Origin of the sequence: Halorussus ruber, assembly GCF_004765785.1 — an archaeon.
Taxonomy (GTDB): Archaea; Halobacteriota; Halobacteria; order Halobacteriales; family Haladaptataceae; genus Halorussus; species Halorussus ruber.
Genome location: NZ_SBIT01000002.1, coordinates 363,657 through 379,345 on the forward strand (window position 1 = coordinate 363,657; position 15,689 = coordinate 379,345).

General features: G+C 62.4%; 15 protein-coding genes. 9 read left to right on the top strand and 6 right to left on the bottom strand.

Annotated elements, in window-relative coordinates; translation table 11 throughout:
• Nucleotides 1-41: 41 nt before the first annotated feature.
• Both EPL01_RS09000 and ahaH read right to left on the bottom strand, forming a co-directional pair.
• The gene (locus tag EPL01_RS09000) at nt 42-2,246 is read right to left on the bottom strand and encodes a V-type ATP synthase subunit I (RefSeq protein WP_135824925.1); all 2,205 of its coding nucleotides are present in this window, start codon (nt 2,244-2,246) and stop codon (nt 42-44) included.
• The gene (ahaH, locus tag EPL01_RS09005; RefSeq protein WP_135824926.1) at nt 2,233-2,565 is read right to left on the bottom strand and encodes an ATP synthase archaeal subunit H; all 333 of its coding nucleotides are present in this window, start codon (nt 2,563-2,565) and stop codon (nt 2,233-2,235) included. Before ahaH ends, EPL01_RS09000 begins: the two co-directional genes overlap by 14 nt.
• A 175-nt stretch (nt 2,566-2,740) precedes the next feature.
• Here ahaH and EPL01_RS09010 point away from each other — a divergent pair, with 175 nt between their 5' ends.
• Nucleotides 2,741-3,367, top strand: a complete 627-nt coding sequence (locus EPL01_RS09010) for a methyltransferase domain-containing protein (protein ID WP_135824927.1) — start codon at nt 2,741-2,743, stop codon at nt 3,365-3,367.
• A gap of 252 nt (nt 3,368-3,619) precedes the next feature.
• Here the strand turns inward: EPL01_RS09010 and EPL01_RS09015 are convergent, their stop codons facing one another.
• A complete protein-coding gene (locus EPL01_RS09015; RefSeq protein WP_135824928.1) occupies nt 3,620-4,081 on the bottom strand; it encodes a type IV pilin domain-containing protein in 462 nt (153 codons plus the stop codon).
• 180 nt (nt 4,082-4,261) lie between these two features.
• The gene (locus EPL01_RS09020) at nt 4,262-5,515 is read right to left on the bottom strand and encodes a DUF7096 domain-containing protein (RefSeq protein WP_135824929.1); all 1,254 of its coding nucleotides are present in this window, start codon (nt 5,513-5,515) and stop codon (nt 4,262-4,264) included.
• Between the two features lie 155 nt (nt 5,516-5,670).
• Between EPL01_RS09020 and EPL01_RS09025 the strand changes: the two genes are divergently transcribed.
• The 5 genes from EPL01_RS09025 (at nt 5,671) to EPL01_RS09045 (ending at nt 10,696) form a co-directional block, all read left to right on the top strand.
• A complete protein-coding gene (locus tag EPL01_RS09025; protein ID WP_135824930.1) occupies nt 5,671-6,870 on the top strand; it encodes a helix-turn-helix transcriptional regulator in 1,200 nt (399 codons plus the stop codon).
• A 113-nt stretch (nt 6,871-6,983) separates the two neighbouring features.
• Nucleotides 6,984-7,775, top strand: coding sequence for an electron transfer flavoprotein subunit beta/FixA family protein (locus EPL01_RS09030; RefSeq protein ID WP_135824931.1), 792 nt, complete (start codon nt 6,984-6,986; stop codon nt 7,773-7,775).
• On the top strand, nt 7,772-8,725 hold the full coding sequence (locus EPL01_RS09035) for an electron transfer flavoprotein subunit alpha/FixB family protein (RefSeq protein WP_135824932.1): 954 nt from the start codon (nt 7,772-7,774) through the stop codon (nt 8,723-8,725). The genes EPL01_RS09030 and EPL01_RS09035 overlap by 4 nt, the downstream gene beginning before the upstream one ends.
• Before the next feature lie 175 nt (nt 8,726-8,900).
• Entirely contained in the window at nt 8,901-9,554 is a 654-nt protein-coding gene (locus EPL01_RS09040; RefSeq protein ID WP_135824933.1) for a DUF8172 family protein, read from the top strand.
• A gap of 299 nt (nt 9,555-9,853) precedes the next feature.
• Nucleotides 9,854-10,696, top strand: coding sequence for a polyprenyl synthetase family protein (locus EPL01_RS09045; RefSeq protein WP_135824934.1), 843 nt, complete (start codon nt 9,854-9,856; stop codon nt 10,694-10,696).
• Nucleotides 10,697-10,719: 23 nt separating this feature from the next.
• Here EPL01_RS09045 and EPL01_RS09050 read toward each other — a convergent pair whose 3' ends face one another.
• Entirely contained in the window at nt 10,720-11,826 is a 1,107-nt protein-coding gene (locus EPL01_RS09050; protein WP_135824935.1) for a DUF373 family protein, read from the bottom strand.
• Between the two features lie 95 nt (nt 11,827-11,921).
• On the opposite strand from EPL01_RS09050, the gene EPL01_RS09055 reads away from it, so the two are divergent.
• The 3 genes from EPL01_RS09055 to EPL01_RS09060 all read left to right on the top strand — a co-directional run bounded on the left by EPL01_RS09055 (nt 11,922) and on the right by EPL01_RS09060 (nt 14,023).
• Nucleotides 11,922-12,671 carry a hypothetical protein gene (locus EPL01_RS09055; protein ID WP_135824936.1) on the top strand — a complete coding sequence of 250 codons (750 nt, stop codon included), beginning with the start codon at nt 11,922-11,924 and terminating at the stop codon, nt 12,669-12,671.
• A gap of 92 nt (nt 12,672-12,763) precedes the next feature.
• Nucleotides 12,764-12,931, top strand: coding sequence for a hypothetical protein (locus EPL01_RS21550; protein WP_168215849.1), 168 nt, complete (start codon nt 12,764-12,766; stop codon nt 12,929-12,931).
• Nucleotides 12,932-13,030: 99 nt separating this feature from the next.
• Complete coding sequence (locus EPL01_RS09060) at nt 13,031-14,023, top strand: radical SAM protein (RefSeq protein WP_135824937.1); 993 nt, start codon at nt 13,031-13,033, stop codon at nt 14,021-14,023.
• A gap of 439 nt (nt 14,024-14,462) precedes the next feature.
• Here the strand turns inward: EPL01_RS09060 and EPL01_RS09065 are convergent, their stop codons facing one another.
• Entirely contained in the window at nt 14,463-15,680 is a 1,218-nt protein-coding gene (locus tag EPL01_RS09065) for an RNA-guided endonuclease InsQ/TnpB family protein (RefSeq protein ID WP_135824938.1), read from the bottom strand.
• Nucleotides 15,681-15,689 lie beyond the last annotated feature (9 nt).

Consider the following 15,689-nt stretch of genomic DNA (forward strand, 5'->3'; position numbering starts at 1 on the left):
TAGTTGCGGAACGAATCGGTTCGGCAGAAAGCGAGGGGTCGTTAGTCCTGAGTGGTGTACGACCGCTCGTGACCGAACGGTTCGTACTCCTTGCCGCCGCCCTCGTAGAACTTGCCGAAGAACTCGACGTACTCGAGACGGACCGCCTGCAGACCGGCGCTGGTCACACCGAGCGCCAGCACGAGCAGGTGGCCGATGACGAGGACGAGCAGACCGCCGACGATGCCAGCGATGCCCGAGTGGGCGAGTCCGCTGAACATGATGCTCGTCACCTCGTGGCCGTGGTACATCGTTCCGACTTCGGGCATGTGGCCGAGTCCGAAGTGCCACGCGGCGTGGCTTCCCTCACCCGTCACGTAGACGCCGAAGAACAGGAGATTGACCACGAAGGCCATCCCCGCCTTGGCGAGCAGGACCGCGGCAATCCGGGTGTACGAGAGGGCGTCGGACAGGACGCTCAGGCTCTCCAGCAGGCCGATGAGGAGTCCGGCACCGCCGAGGTGCTTGACCTCACCCGCAACGTAGAGCACGAGTCCCACGAGACCGATGGCGAGACCGAGCGTGCCGATTTCCGCCGAGAAGCCGCCGAATCCGAACGCGAACGGCTCTCCGGCGAAGATGGTGTACAGGAAGTTGGGCTTCACGGTACTCGCCTGCGTGCTGAAAATCCACGTCCAGATACCCCCGAACAGCAGGACCCACGAACCGCTCTCGAGGACCGCGTCAACGGGGTCATGGCTCAGCTCCTCCACGAAGCCGAACAGGTAGCCGACCGTCATGTGGAGAAGTCCCGCGAGTATCGAGATGACCATCCACGTCAGCGCGTAGTCGGCGTTGACGGGCTGGAGACCCTTCTTTATCGGCGCGCTACTGAGTCCGAGCGCACCTTCCCAGAGGTGGGTTGCGATGAGGTGTAAGCCGAACACTTCGCCGTACAGCACGCCGAACAGCGCGGTGAAACCGCCTGCCCACGCCGCGATACCGCCGAGACTCTTGAACGCCGGATTGTCGAAGGAACTGTACAGCCAGTAGCCGATACCCATGTACATGAGACCGTAACCGAGGTCACCGATCATGAACCCGAAGAACGCCGGGAAGGTCAGGAACAGGATGACCGTCGGGTCGAACTCGAAGTACCTCGGTCGGTTGATGGTCTTGACCAGCAGTTCGAAGGGCTTGAACACGCCGGGGTTGTCCTGCACGACCGGGGGCTGGTCGTCGTCCATCGTGGTGCCGCCGTCGGCCGCGACCTCTCCTTCGGCGGTCTCGTCGTGGGCCGCGGGTTCCTCGTGACCGACCGCATCGTGGGCGTCGTAGGACGCGCGTTCGAGTTCGTCGATTTCCACTCGGTCCCCGACCGCGTTACCGAGCGCGGTCGTGAGGTCGGTGTATCGCTCGGTCGGAATCCAGCCCTCGGCGACGAAGGCGTTCTCGGTCGTTGCGAAGTTGAGCGGCGCTTCGGCCTTCTGGACGTCGATGGTCAGCTTCTCCTCGGCCGCCAGCAGGAAGCCAGCGGTGTCGAGCTTGACGTTCTCGATTTCGTTCTCGACGCTGTCGAGCTTGGATTCGAGCTTCTGGCGCTCGTGTTCGAGTTCCTCGACGTACTCCTCGGGACTTCCCTCGGCGTCTGGCACGTCGAGCGTGGCGAAGTCCACGCCGACCAGCACCTCGTCCAGCGCGTCCTCGTCGGCGGACTCGACGGGGTAGGCGAACACCGCGACGGTGCCGTCGCCCGAGAAGGTGCCGAACTCGCGGATGTCCTCGGACGCTTCGAGGGCGCGTCGGACCTCCTCTTCGTCGGCCTCGCCGACCGCGACCTGCAGGGACTCGTAGCCCGAGAGCAGGTCGAGGTCGATACCGAGGTCGGCGAAGGGCTTGACCGAGTCGAGGCGCTCCTCGACGTTGCGAAGCTCGTTTTCGAGTTCGCTCCGGCGGTCGTCGAGTTCGTTGACCTCGTTGCGGACGGATTCGAGTTCGTCTTCGAGGGCCTCGTCGGTGACGATGCGACTCGGTCCGGCGTCCTCCTCGTCGATTTCGAGGATGCTTTCGAGCGACCGGACGGTGACGAGTTTCTCGGACGCCTCGTCCGCGCCCTCGATGGGGTCACCCTGCTCGAAGCCCTCCCACGAACCGTCGTAGTCCGAGAGGTGGACCAGATTCAGCTCGTGGACGGTCTCGATGACGTCGTCCATGACGGCGCGCGAGCCGGTCACGGACACCTTGCTCATTCGCTCAGGTCTGAGCATGCACCGCCTCCTCGAACAGGTCTACCACGTAGTCGCTGACCTCGTCTTCGTTCTCTCGCGCCCGCGATTCGAGTGCCTCACGCTCGCTCTCGCCCTCGGCGAGAACCTCTTCGCGCTCAGCCTCGATTTCCTCGCGGGCCTCGGCGAGGCGTTCCTCGTGCAGGTCAGACGCCTCCTCCTCGGCTTCGCGGCGGATTTCTTCCGCCTCTTCCCGAGCCTCGGAGATGCGCCGGTCGCGCTCCTCCTCGGCCTCGGCGACGATATCGTCGGCCTCTTGTTCGGCCTCCTTGATTCGTTCGAGAACCTCTGGCCTCGGCATACTAATCGTCCGAAGCTTACGCAAGCGGCTATAAACTACTTGCGAACTTTTGCGCAATTTGCGGGCCAACAGTCTACAGCGTGTTACGTGCAAACACACGTTACATCCTCCGATGGCGCTCCTGGGACGGAGAGAATAGCAGGATTATTTGGCTGGCGGTACTAACGGGCGTCCAATGGGTATCCTCGAAGACAAGAGCCGCGCTCGGCTCTTCTACAAGTATCTCTCGAAGGTGTACGACACCATCAACCCGTTCATCTGGAACGAGGAGATGCGCGACCAGGCGCTGTCGATGCTCGACATCGAGGAGGGCGACCGCGTGCTGGACGTGGGGTGTGGCACCGGCTTCGCCACCGAAGGCCTCCTCGAACACACCGAGAACGTCCACGGACTCGACCAGAGCGTCCACCAACTGGAGAAGGCGTGGGACAAGCTCGGCAAGCACGACCCCGTGAGCTTCTACCGGGGCGACGCCGAGCGCCTGCCCTTCGAGGACGACAGCTTCGACGTGGTCTGGTCCTCGGGGTCCATCGAGTACTGGCCCGACCCGGTCGCCACGCTCCGAGACATGCGCCGCGTGGTCAAACCCGGCGGGCAGGTGCTGGTGGTCGGCCCGAACTACCCCCAGACCGCCCTGATGCAGAAGCTCGCCGACGCCATCATGCTGTTCTACGACGCCGAGGAGGCCGACCGAATGTTCCGCGAGGCGGGGTACACGGACATCCACCACTACGAGACGGGACCGAGCTACGACCCGGACGTGGCGCTCGTGACCATCGCGCGCGACCCCGAAGACGAGTAGAGTAGAGCCAGCGAGCGCGCTGAGTGCTGAGACACGATTTTTTGGTGTGGCGAGGTTCACTAGCTACTTCAGGCGCGCGAGGGAGTCGGCCGCCTCGCGCGGCCGACGAGGTTGGGGAGGCGTGAGGCTGTCGCGGGGCGGTTGCGGTGCGGGGCGGTTGCGGAAGACGCCTAGGCTCAAGCCTGAAGTTAGCTTCTTCTCGATGTCCACCTGAAGCTAACTCGACCGGAATTTTGTCGTATCATCTTCCGCTCACGCCGTCTCTTCCACCTCCGCAATCACCGTCCCGTCCACCGAGACGACCACCTCGACCCTCGACTCCGGCGAAATCAGCGGGTCGTTCGTCCCCGCAAGCTGGAAGCTGGCCGTCTCGCCCGCGGTCCACCGGCCGTCGTCCGCGCTGTTGAACGGGCCGGTCGGTCCCGGCCGGAATCCGGTCGCCGAGAAGAACGGGACCGGCGGCTGGGCGTCGAGCGCGGTCCCGTCGACGCGGACCCGGACCGAGAGCGCGCTCGCGTCGAGGGTATCGCCGCCGCGGTGGACGAACGTGAGCCGATTCGCGTCGGCGTCGATTCGCACGTCGATGACGGCGCGGGGCGAGTCCGACGGGACCGGCGTTCCCAGCGCGACGGTGCCGACCGTCCCCGCGAGCGCGACTGTCACGACCAGCAGGAGGACGATACCGAGGACCGGAGAGGTAGCGCGGTGGGGCACGCCGAGGATTCGGCCCGGCTTCGGCCTTCAACCTTCGGACGGGCGGGGAGGCTACGGAGCGTCCGAGCGGAGGGAGGTCCCGAAACAGTTTCGGAAATAAATGAAATTGTTTTCCTAGGACATTAAAGTAGCGTTTAAAGCAATTTATAGATGGTCGAAGGGGAGGCGATGACGGACGAGCTACGACTGCTCGACCGGCGTCGCGGTCACGTTGACCGTCGTGTCCTCGTGGGTCGCGCTCACCCGGAACTGCCCGGCCGGGCCGAGCGCCCAGAGGATGCCGTTCGGGTCAGTTCGGCCGACGGGTTCGCCAGCAATCGAGACCCCGCCTTGGAGCGGCGCGCCCGTGGCGTTCGTGAGTTTCACCCGGAGCGGACCGCCGGGGTAGGTGCGGTTGACCGCGAGAGTGACGTTCTCCGAGGAGTTGGCGACGCTCTCGGAGGTGTTGGTGACGGCCGGACCCGGCGGGACCGAGTGTCCGCCGAAGAGTTGCTTGTAGTGGACCTCTTTGAATATCTTCTCGGTTCCGCCGTCGATGTAGGCGACGAGCTGTCCGCGCTGGTGAGTCACCGCGAGCGAGAAGATGTTGGTCGAGCCGTAACTCCCCGTGTTGCTGCCGAGCGCGTTCGCACGGACCCACGGGTAGTTCGCTAGAATCGCGTCCGGGGCTTCGAGGAAGGAGATTTGGGGCGTCGCGCTCGGGTCGCGGTGGTCCTGACGCACGATTTCCCGAACGTAGGTGTTCCCGTCGATGGTCGAGAGGACGATTCCGGTCTCGGCGGTCGAGACGTAGACCTTCGTCGGCGATGCCTCGCCGCGGACGACCCTGCTAATCCGGTCCCGAACGGGGCCTTCGATGGTCGCAAGTTTCCCCTCCAGGGTGTGGGCTTCGTTCTCCAGGTTGAAGCTATTGATGTTCTCGGCACGGGCTTCCATCGCCTTGATGACTTTCCGGACCTGCTCGGCTTCCGCGTCGATGCGACCGAGGGTCCGGAGATACTCGCTCTCGGAGATTGTCCCGTTCGAGAACGCCTGCGTAGCCTGTCGGTCGGTGGCTTTGAGCGAGATGATGCGGTTCTCGATGTGGTAGCGATACCGGTTCAGGATTTGCTTTTTCCGCTCGACGCTGTCAGTGTCCGCCAACTGGGCGTCGAGAGCGTTGACGCTGAGTTGCGTTCGGAACCCGTCGCGGTCCATGGCGAGGGAACTACCGAGCGCGAGCGAGGGCGTGTCGAACGCCGACCGGGCCGGGTCGGGTCCGAGCGTCATTACAGCGGTCGTGTTGTTACTGGTTTCCGGACCGGCGGTGTCGTTTCCGTTCTGGGCGGGCGCTGGCGCGGACGAAGCAAGCGTGGACGGGGCCGACGCCTGCATCGCAACTGCTCCGGGGGAGAGGGCGAGCAGTAATGCCAACATAACGGGGATGAGTCGCATTACGTGCGGGTATTCGGGCACCCACCATTAAAATATCCATGGAAATGTGAAACGACCCGCGAGCCATCGAGAACGGCCGAGACGTTTTACGGAGCGTTGTGACGTTTTATCTGTGGATGGAAAGTATTTTCTTGTCGGCGCATTCACGCGATGGTATGCGGTCATCTGCCGCCCTCCTCGTCGTCCTCCTCGCCGTTAGCTCCGTGGCCGGAGTCGGGGCAGGCCTCTCGCCCGAGGACCGAGCGCGCGCGCCCCACGCCGCCTCGGACGCCTCGACGGTCGAGAGTCTGGACTCCGCGACGGCCGCAGCTTCGGTAAACGGCACGGAATCGAACGCCACGGTCCGCGACGGCACCGACATGTACGTCTCCATCGGCGAGCGCGGTGACGCCCGCTGGAACGTCACCGCCCGGTTCGTCCTCCGCGACGAAAACGAGACCGAAGCCTTCCGCCAACTCGCCGGGCGATACCGGAACGGAAACGCCGACGTCGGTTTCAGTCCGAAGACCTTCGAGCGCGTCGTCGAGCGCGCCGACGCCGACAGCGACCGACCGATGGCGCTCGGAAACGTCAATCGGTCGGCGCGACTCCGGGACAACGGCTCCGTCGGACTGCTCTCGCTCTCGTTCACGTGGCACAACTTCACGCACGTAGAAGACGACAAAATCCTCCTCGGCGACGCCTTCTGGGTCGGGTCTGACACGTGGCTCCCCGCGCTGACCGACGACCAGACGTTGACCATCGACGGGCCGTCGGGCTACTACGTCGAACTATCGAGCGTCGCGCACAACGGCACGCGAATCAGCTACGACGGGCCGCGGAAGTTCGACCGCGGCGACTTCTCCGTGACCTACTCCCCGAAGAACACGGGGCCGTCGGAATCGTCGGAGTTCCCCGACCTGTCAAGCGTCCCCGGGCTCCTCCTCGCACTCCTCGTCTTCGGTCTGGGAGCCTCCGGCGTGTACGTGTGGTCCCAACGCCGCGACGAGGAGGCCGCGACCCCCGGCGCAGCCGAAGGGTCCGAGGAGCCACGCGGTCCGTCGGCGACCGCCTCGGTCGCGGCGGGCCAAGCGAGCGCCGCCGACAAAGAAGCTGAGGCCGACGAGGGCGACGAGAACGGTGACGACGAACAGGACGTGGAACTGCTGAGCGACGAGGAGCGCGTCCTCCGACTGCTCCGGGACAACAACGGCCGGATGAAGCAGGGCCAAATCGTCAAGGAGACCAACTGGTCGAACGCGAAGGTGTCCCAACTCCTCTCGAAGATGGACGAGAACGACGACGTGGACAAACTCCGAATCGGGCGCGAGAACCTCATCACGCTCCCCGACGAGGACGTGGCGGACGTCAGCTGAGATACGCGGCGGGCGTCAACTGAGGGATTTCGGATTTTCGAGCCGGCGAAAACCCCCGACATCGGGGGGAGCGTTTCGTAAACGTTTACCCCCAAGGCGGCAATTCTTCGCGCATGAAGGTCCTGGTGACTGTGAAGGAGGTCGCCGAAGTCGCCGACGACTTCGAGATAGAGGGGACCGAGGTAGACGAGCGCTACCTCGAGTACGACCTGAACGAGTGGGACGACTACGCCGTCGAGGAGGCCGTCCAGTTGAAGGAGGACGGCCCGGCCGAGGAGGTCGTGACCGTCACCATCGGTCCCGAGCGGTCAGAAGAAACCATCCGGATGGCGCTTGCGAAGGGTGCCGACCGGGCGGTCCGCGTCTGGGACGACGCCCTGGAGGACGTGGACTTGCTGGACGTCGAGACCAAGACGAACCTGCTGCAGTCCGTGGTCGAGGAGGAAGACCCCGACCTCGTGCTGACCGGCGTGCAGGCGGGCGACGACGCCTTCGGCGCGACCGGCGTCTCGCTGGCCGACGAACTCGGCTTCCAGTGGGGCGCGGTCGTCAACGCGCTCGACTACGACGCCGACGAGGAAGTCGCGCACGTCCACCGCGAACTGGAGGGTGGCGTCGAGGAACTCACCGACATCGAGATGCCCGCCGTCCTCACGATTCAGACCGGTATCAACGAACCCCGGTACGCGAGTCTCCGGGGCATCCGGCAGGCACAGAGCAAGGAAATCGCACCCAAGAGCTTAGACGACCTCGGTCTGGACGCCGGGGCCATCGAGAGCGACCTCGATTTGACTTCGATGTACGAACCCGAGAGCGAGAGCGACGTGGAAATCTTCGAGGGCGACGCGGGCGAGACGGCCGGGAAGCTTGCTGAGGTCCTTCGAGAGAAGGGGGTGGCAGAATGAGCGACGTTCTCGCCGTCACCGAACACCGCCGCGGCGAACTCCGCGACGTGAGCTTCGAAGTCATCACCGCGGGCCGCGAACTCGCCGCCGAGACCGGTGGCGAACTCCACGTGGCCGTCATCGGCGGCGACACCGAGTCGTTCGCAGACAGCCTCAACCGCGAGGGCGTGGACGCCATCCACACCGTCTCGGAGGGCGAGGAGTTCAACCACGACATCTACGCCCAAGCCGTCGAGGCGCTCCACGCCGAACTCGACCCCGAGGTCCTGCTGACGCCCAACAGCGTCAACGGCCTCGACTACGCGCCCGCCGTCGCCAACAGCCTCGACCTGTCGCTGGCGACCGACGCCGTGGACCTGGACTACGACGACGGCCTGACCGTCACCCGCGAGATGTACGGCTCGAAGGTCGAGACGACCATCGAGGTCGGCGGCGACCAGCAGGCGGTCACCATCCGCGGCGCGGAGTGGCCCGCCGCAGAGGGCGTCGGCGACGCCGAGGTCTCGGAGTTCGACGCCGACATCGACACCGACACGGGTTCGACCGTCACCGGCTTCGAGGAGGTCGGCGGCGGCGACGTGGACATCAGCGAGGCGGACTTCATCGTCTCCATCGGCCGCGGTATCGAGGAGGAGGAGAATCTCGACCTCATCCGCGACCTCGTGGATGCGACCGACGCGACGCTGGCCTCGTCTCGACCCATCGTGGACAACGGTTGGCTCCCGAAGAACCGGCAGGTCGGCCAATCCGGCAAGGTCGTCACGCCGACGGTCTACCTCGCCATCGGAATTTCGGGCGCGGTCCAGCACGTCGCTGGCATGAAGGGCGCTGACAACATCATCGCCATCAACACCGACCCGAACGCGCCCATCTTCGACATCGCCGACTACGGTATCGTCGGCGACCTGTTCGAGGTCGTTCCGGAACTCATCGAGCAGTTCGAAGGGTAGAGACGAACAACACCGGTTCTTTTTAATGCGCGTTCCATATCACGTTCGGCGCGACGACCGATATTACTCGTACAGTTACCTCCACGATACCCGGACGGAGGCCGAGAAGGACTGCGAACAGCGTTCAGAATTAACCATCGTTTATCCCATCAAACTCGATCAGCAGTATTTCGGTGTGTACACCACCGAGAAGGAGGTTTCGAGGGTTCCGCTGGAAGTGAATCTACCCGAGTACGGCGATAGGACTCATAAATTAGTCAAAACCGTGCGCGACCTATTCGAGTACATCGACGAAGAACAATCGTTGGATTGGTACAAAAAGCCGGAGTTATCAGGGGTTGCCGACGCGATAAATCGGGTTCAGTGGCGACAGTCGGTACCCGAAGTCGGCGGTGAGCTTCTTTCTCGTCTCATCCTTCGTCACGGACTACCGAACGCGAATCACCGAACCGCTATCGCGTTCCTCCAGACGTACCTCGAAACATTGAAACCCGGAATCGGGGTCCCACAAACTAACGTCGGTGACGAATGGAGTGACTGGACAAACGAGTTCATCGTTGACTCCAAAAAGTTGCTTACAGTTCGGCGCAACGCAGGTGGATTTCAGCATTTAGCGGAGCGCGGAGCGACGATCTTGGAGCGAAAAGGTGGTGTGGAAATACATCTCGACGAGTATGAAATCACCACGGACAATCCGTGGAAGCATTTCCGACGAAAACACGAAGAGCGAAGTGTCGAATTCGTGGTCAAGTACGTAAGACGGGCTGGCGGGGACGAGTTACTCGAAGAAATCGATGATGGAAAGCGAGCATTCGCTGATCGTTTATGAGGGGTACGATGCAGTATACTACAATCCTTTTTCACTCACGCAGTATGCTGCACAACACTTTTGAGTAGTGGCGCTCTATCTTGAAGTAGAACGATGCAAGACAACTGTGCTCGAAATATGAGCGAAGAGCGCCTCCGAGAAATTGCTCTGTCGGTCGCTCACCTTCGAGACGATTAAGTCGTTTTTGGGAGTTACTACTCCAAGAACCCTTCTGATTTAGTAGCTACACGAGATTTCCACCGCCGCCAAACGCCATTGTATCGTCACCTACTTTTTCGGTCGGTCCTGAGTAGTGGCCGATGGATTATCCCGAGTCCCGAAGGGCGCTGGTCGAGGAGCGCCTCGAGACGGTCCTCGACCGCGTCGAACCGTCGGAACTCGCCGACGAGGTCCGCCACGTCGCGCTGTCGGGGGGCAAGCGCGTCCGGCCGACCGTCACCGTGCTGTCCTGCGAGGCCGCCGGGGGTGAGGCCGACGACGCCGTGGACTTCGCGGTCGGCGTCGAACTCGTCCACGACGCCTCGCTGGTCGTGGACGACATCATCGACGATTCGGACACCCGTAGGGGGAGCGCCAGCGCGTGGGCCGAGTTCGGCTACGCGCCCGCCATCGTGGCGAGTGACGGCCTCATCGGCGAAGCCTTCGAACTCTTCTCGCCGGACCCCCGCGCGATGGAGGCGGTCGCCGACGCGATGGTCGAACTCGGCGAGGGCGAGGCGACCGAACTCGTCGCCCGCCCGACCGACCGCGAGGGGTACATGGAACTGGCCCGCCGCAAGACCGGGGCGCTGTTCCGGGCCGCCGCCGAGTTGGGCGCGATTGCCGCGGACGCCGACCACGCGACCGTCGAGGCGTTCGGCGAGTACGCCGAGAAGGTCGGCGTCGCCTTCCAGATTCGAGACGACGTGCTGGACGCGACCGCCGACGCCGACGACCTCGGCAAGCCCACCGGCCACGACGCCGAGATGGGCCGACCCTCTATCGTCCGCGTGACCGACCTAACCGCCGAGGAGGCCGACGAGTTGGCCCACGAGAAGTCGGACGCCGCGCTGGCCGCGCTCGACCGGGCGGAGACGCCGGACCTGACCGCGACCGACTACCTGCGGGACTTGGCGGCGTTCGTCGTGACCCGCGAACACTGACTCGGCGAGATTCTTTTCACGAATCAGCTTACTTGCTCCGCCCGTCTCGACTGGCGAGACTCGGCGATAGCGAACGCCAGCGTACTCGTGAGTCCGAGCAGCGTCCCGGCCGTCAGCATCATCGCCAGATAGGTCAACCGGGGGAGCGTGAGCGGGACGCGATGGAGGAAGTACGCGCTGAGAGCGTGGAGAACCACCGCGATGGCGAGGACGTAGAACGGCGCGTTGAGGTAGCGCCACCGGAAGCGACCGGCCAGATACTCGTCGGTAATCTGGCCGAGGCTGGTGGTGATTCCTGCGGCGGTGAACCACGTCACAGCGCCGTAGACCAGCGCCGCGAGGACGCGCAGCGGCCCCATCGAACCGTCGGCCCCGCCCGTGACCGTGTCAAGCATCTCGACGCCCCGGACCCCGCCGATGACCAGCAGGGCGGCCGCGACGACGTAGGTGATGAGCGTGACCCGACCGGCGTAGAGGCTGTTTCTGGCCTTGTCGGCGGCGCGGTCCAGAAGGCGCTCGACGCCGAGGCCCCGACCGAGGACGTAGAGACCGAGGAGGCCGGAGGTGACGCCGAACACCGCCGCGCCGGGGAGGCCCAGCGAGTCCGAGATAATCGAGAGCGGATAGATGAGCAACAAGATTCCGAGGGGGACGAGGATGGTCCCGCGGGTCTCGGGGTCGTCCAAGACCTGCTTGATGGTGTAGTACATCGATTCGAGGTCCTGCGCCTGCCGGACGACGACCCGGCGCACGCCGTCGATGGGGACTCTGGAGCGAATCACCGGGATGACGCTCTCGTCCTGCGCGCCGTCGGTGACGATGACCGCCTGTACCTCCTCGCTGGTCGAGAGACTTGCGAGTACCTCGTCGACCTCGTCGCCGACCGCCCGGTTCGCGGCGATGTCGCCGCCCTCTGTGCCCGTGACGACCGCGACCTCGACGGTCTCGTCCTCGATTCGGTCCGCGAGGTGGACGCCCTCGAACATGACGTTCACGTCGCTGTCCTCGGGGTCAGCCGTGGCTAACGAGACCGCGGCGGCCTCGACGTTGTCGCGGCCGATGACGGGGGTATCGAAGTCGGTCTTGCGACCGAGGTCGTCGTCGAGGTCCACGCACAGGACCAACAGCATTACTCGGGGCTATGCGTCCGGGGTTTAACTTCTTTCGGGGACTAGAATTGGTTTGCGTAATCCATTTATATCCCTCGACGTCCAACATCAATTAGATGACAGCAGGAGCATCGACCAACCGAAGCAGGAGATTCGTCGCTTCGGTTTTGATTTCGTGGGTCGGTGTCCTCGTCGCAATCGGACTCGCATACCTAACTTCGAAAATATCCGCCGGTCTCGCAGTCGTCTTTGGCGTCGTGTCAATATTCTTGATAGCGCTTGGCGAATTCTTTCTCACGTACCAGCCACTATTAAGATACAAAGAAAGACAACTTACTACGTTCTTCACCAATCACCTACGGATGATAGAAAATGATATAGAATCGGTCGCCGCGGGAGACGTTACTCTCCGCGCAAATATTATGCGACCGACCTCGGACGGTTGGTTCGAAGACCCGTCGTTCAAGATCGCCTACACACATACTGAAGATGAATACGAAGACGAGGAATTGACACTCGAATTCGAATCCGGGCAAGGGTGTGTCGGGAACGTGTATCGTGAAGCAGAGCAAAAAGTAGCGATATCACCGGATCACGTCGAAGCGTGGGACTCGGGATGGAACACGACCGAACAGCACGACAGAGTCACCAGCCACCTCAACACGATTATCGGAACGCCGATATACAGACCGACTGATACCGACCAGAGCGAACCGATTGCAGTTCTAATCGTCGATAGCGAACAGCACTTTGAGGACTTCGTAAACTTGGATGAAGAAACGTCTCTCTCGAAAATAGAATTCAAGGAGACGGCAGTAGCGGAACGTGCAGTCGAACATGCACGCGATTTGGGCATATTGTTATAGAATAGTTGCCCACTAGTAATCAGCGGACCATCCGTACTAGTATTGTGCAAAGTGGCATACTTTTATAACCGCAAAGGACACTACTAGTTAGTATGAGTACGGATTCGGTAGGGGATGAGCGTCTTGACGAGAGTGAAGAAGGGATGATACTCATCTCTGCAGGTCGTTCGGAGGAAGAAAAACGCGAGGCATACTCCGTCGAATGGCGGGAACCTGCCAACGCACCGAGTCTTGCCGACCGTATTCGAAGTCTCTTTTGAAATTCTACGCTGTCTCTACAAGTCGGGGCTGCTCGTCGGAACGCATACTGGTAATTCGCACGCTTTTTCAGCGTCGGACGAATAAATCACCACTAACGAATGATTTCGAAGGGTTGCGAACAGTGCGCCGAAGGGGGGAAGATGGTCCTGTTCGTCTACGGCTACTGCGACCAGCGGGACTGCTTCTACTGCCCGCTCGGCGAGAACCGCAAGAACGTGACCGACGTGTACGCCAACGAGCGGAAAGTCGAGTCCGACGAGGACGTCATCGCCGAGGCCAAGCGCATGGACGCGCTCGGCACGTCAATCACGGGCGGGGAGCCCCAAGAGGCGATGGAGAAGACCTGTCGGTACCTCTCGCTGCTGAAAGACGAGTTCGGCGAGGACCACCACACGCACCTCTACACCGGCATCACCGGCGGGCGCGAGAACATGCGTCGCCTCTCGGAGGCCGGACTGGACGAGATTCGGTTCCACCCGCCGCTCGACCTGTGGGGCGAGATGCACGGTACCGAGTGGGAGGAAATCCTCTACATCGCCCGCGAGGAGGGCCTGACTCCGGCGTTCGAGATTCCGGGCATCCGGGCCGAAGAGGAGTTCCTCGAATTCCTAGACGAGGGCGCGGCCGACTTCTGCAACGTCAACGAGTTCGAGATGAGCGACGGCAACTTCCGCCGGATGCAGGAGGAGGGCTACGAACTGCAGGACGGCCACATGAGCGCCGTCGAAGGCTCCAAAGAAATTCTTGACGTGATGGGCGACCACGAGCGCGTCTACTTCTGCACCTCCGTCTTCAAGGACGCCGCCCAGCACCGAAACCGGATGAAGCGCATGGCGCGGAACATCCGCCGGGAGTTCGACGAGGTCACCGACGACGGGACGCTGGTCTACGGCAAGACGTGGGAACCCGAGCGCCGACTCCGCGAACTCGGCGTGCCCGAGGAGTTCTACACCGTCAAATCGGACCACATCGAACTTGCGTGGTGGCTACTGGAGGAGATGATAGAGGAGGGCGACGTGGAGAAGGGCGAAATCGTCGAGCAGTACCCGACCGTCGATGGGCAGGTGGTCGAGCGGACGCCGCTGGCGTAGGATTCCCCGAACCCCTTCGAGGACAACTAATTATTTGTTTTAGAAATATCCTCGTTTCTCTGAGAAACAAATTTATTACTTTTGGCCGATGCGTTCGCCGCTCGCTCGACAGGCGGCCTCCGACGCTCGACGTCCAGCCCCACGGTCCCGGTCACGTTCGACCACCCGTCCTGCGGGCCGCGGAACCCGGTCGAGACGCTGTCCCGATACGAATCGTAGTTCCACCCGAACACCCACCACGCGTTCTGGCCCTCGACGCGAGTGATGACGTCGACTCGCGCAGAGTCGTCGGTCTCGTAGGACGCGTAGACTTTCGAATCGTACTCGTAGCAGACGAGCCAGTCGGCGGCCGGGAAGTCGCAGGTCCCGGGACGGCGGTCCGACCGCGGGGTAAATCGCCTCGGGGTCAAGCCCCGAGGCTTTCGCGTGGACTCCCGTTCTATGCCTCACCCGAGGCAGGGGGAACGTACTCCCCGCTCACGTTCAGCGTCCCGCGATTCAAGCGCACATCTACGGGTGCGCCTCCGTCGTCTGCGTTTTGCCGACGACGGAGATACTGCAAACCGAGGTTTTTCGCGGCGTTGTAGTCGGCGTGGTTCTCGTACCCGCACTGCTGACACTCGAACGACTCGCCTGACCGATTGTCGTCGTGGGTAAACCCACACGTCGAGCAACGCTTCGACGTATTTCGAGGGTCAACCTGTACGGCTTCGATGTCGTGTTCTTCGGCTTTGTATTCGACGTACTCGGAGAGGCGTCGGAACGCCCAGACGTGTTGCCACCTCGCCTCGGGAATGTTCTCCCGAATGTGGGTCAAATCCTCGAACACGATGTGCGAACAGTCGTTCTCGACGGCCTCCTCGATAAGTTCGTTCGCCACCGTGTGCAGGTGTATCTCGAAACGCCCGTACTCTTTCTGTCCGACGCTCTCAATGTTCTCGTGGGCGTGTCTCGATCCACACTGCTGGAGCGACCCGCGACGCTTCTCGTACTCCCGACGCCAGTGGTTGAACTCGTCCGCCGACCAGAATCGCCCCGTCGAAGCGACGGCGAGGTTGTTGACGCCCAAATCCACACCAAGGACTGTTCTGTGCTTGGACTCGGATTCAGACGATTCCTCGTCTGCTTCGACTTTCCGCATTGAGGCGTGGAGATACCAGTCTCCATCACGATACTGCAAGTGTGCCATCCGAAACTCGAAGTCCTGGTCGGAGACGTATTTGGTCGGCGGTGTCTCCGAGTCGTCGGGAAGGATGTACTCGCACTCAATGCGCCCATCTACTGTGGACAGCGATACGTGGTCGCGGTGGAACGTCGCGCTTCGCTTGTCGTACACCGCGCTATCGGCAGAAAAGTGCGGTTGTGACGTGTTCTCACCACGTTCGAGACGCGAGACGCCGCTTTTGACGGCCTCGACCGCCCTGCGAATCCCTTTCTGGACGAGATTCGCGGTCAGGTCGGTTTCGTCGCGGAGTCGGTCGTAGAGGGCGCGTTCTGCTTTCGCTTTGGAAGTGACATGGTAGCCGTCGTCGCCGTGCCAGCACCATTCGCTCGCGGTATTGGCGCAGTATTTGAACTGCTCGACGGTCTCTCGAAGCGAATCGTCGGCTCCTTCGGGAGTGTCGAGTTTGATGACGGCGGTACGACGGTATTCCACTATATTTTC

Bases quoted from the DNA above. Each gene is read 5' to 3' on its own strand.
- ahaH (WP_135824926.1), bottom strand. From the start codon at position 2,565: ATGCCGAGGCCAGAGGTTCTCGAACGAATCAAGGAGGCCGAACAAGAG.
- EPL01_RS09010 (WP_135824927.1), top strand. From the start codon at position 2,741: ATGGGTATCCTCGAAGACAAGAGCCGCGCTCGGCTCTTCTACAAGTAT.
- EPL01_RS09020 (WP_135824929.1), bottom strand. From the start codon at position 5,515: ATGCGACTCATCCCCGTTATGTTGGCATTACTGCTCGCCCTCTCCCCC.
- EPL01_RS09030 (WP_135824931.1), top strand. From the start codon at position 6,984: ATGAAGGTCCTGGTGACTGTGAAGGAGGTCGCCGAAGTCGCCGACGAC.
- EPL01_RS09000 (WP_135824925.1), bottom strand. From the start codon at position 2,246: ATGCTCAGACCTGAGCGAATGAGCAAGGTGTCCGTGACCGGCTCGCGC.
- EPL01_RS09055 (WP_135824936.1), top strand. From the start codon at position 11,922: ATGACAGCAGGAGCATCGACCAACCGAAGCAGGAGATTCGTCGCTTCG.
- EPL01_RS09045 (WP_135824934.1), top strand. From the start codon at position 9,854: ATGGATTATCCCGAGTCCCGAAGGGCGCTGGTCGAGGAGCGCCTCGAG.
- EPL01_RS09050 (WP_135824935.1), bottom strand. From the start codon at position 11,826: ATGCTGTTGGTCCTGTGCGTGGACCTCGACGACGACCTCGGTCGCAAG.
- EPL01_RS21550 (WP_168215849.1), top strand. From the start codon at position 12,764: ATGAGTACGGATTCGGTAGGGGATGAGCGTCTTGACGAGAGTGAAGAA.
- EPL01_RS09060 (WP_135824937.1), top strand. From the start codon at position 13,031: ATGATTTCGAAGGGTTGCGAACAGTGCGCCGAAGGGGGGAAGATGGTC.
- EPL01_RS09025 (WP_135824930.1), top strand. From the start codon at position 5,671: ATGCGGTCATCTGCCGCCCTCCTCGTCGTCCTCCTCGCCGTTAGCTCC.
- EPL01_RS09035 (WP_135824932.1), top strand. From the start codon at position 7,772: ATGAGCGACGTTCTCGCCGTCACCGAACACCGCCGCGGCGAACTCCGC.